The organism is Marinobacter halodurans (assembly GCF_004327985.1).
Lineage (GTDB): Bacteria > Pseudomonadota > Gammaproteobacteria > Pseudomonadales > Oleiphilaceae > Marinobacter_A > Marinobacter_A halodurans.
This window is the reverse complement of record NZ_SJDL01000180.1, coordinates 1-673: the sequence shown is the minus strand read 5'-3', so window position 1 is coordinate 673 and position 673 is coordinate 1. Positions and strand designations below refer to the sequence as shown.

Annotated in this window: 1 protein-coding gene; it reads left to right on the top strand. The window is 62.1% G+C overall.

Annotated features, from left to right (window positions below; all coding sequences use genetic code 11):
- Positions 1–180: 180 nt before the first annotated feature.
- The coding region (locus EZI54_RS24000) for a hemagglutinin repeat-containing protein (protein WP_131484353.1) at positions 181–673 on the top strand (493 nt) is incomplete at its 3' end.

Genomic DNA, 673 nt, shown 5'->3' with positions numbered 1-673 from the left:
CGACGTTCAGGCCAAGGCGGGCAGGGACATGCAACTGATCGGCGCCATCGACCAGCAGCAGGAGAATGTCCGGAAATCCGAAAAGAACAGCGTTCGACGCAAGGACGAAATCCGCGGCTACCACCACCAATAATTGGGGTCAGATCCACATTAATGAAGAAAAAGTGTATCTGACCCCAATTGTTGTTTGCCGCCGCCGGTTCCACGGCCGCTACATCGCCTGCAGGAGGCTTCTACGCCACGGGCAGCACGGAGCGCAGCACGCTCGACAGTTCCCAGACGGCGCAGTCCGCGACGTGGAACGGCAGTCAGCTCCTGGCCGGAGGCAACGCATCCCTGAACGGCGGTGAAGACATCGGCCTCAAGGGATCCGACGTCGCCGTCAAGGGCACGCTGGCCATCGACAGCAAGGATGTTGATATTGTTGCCGGCACCGAGACGAGCGCAACGGCTTCAGACAGTCGCCATACCAACCAGAGCCTCACCGTCAGCTACGGCGGGCAGGGCCTAAGCGGCAGCGGCAGCGCCGGCTTCAGCCGCTCCGAGGCCGACGCAACCCGCCTGTCCCACCGCAACAGCAGCGTTAACGCCGGTTCACTCGAGAGCAACAGCGAGACCTTGACCGTGGCCGGCGCCAATGTCGCCGCGGATACCATCAACATCGATACCGAGA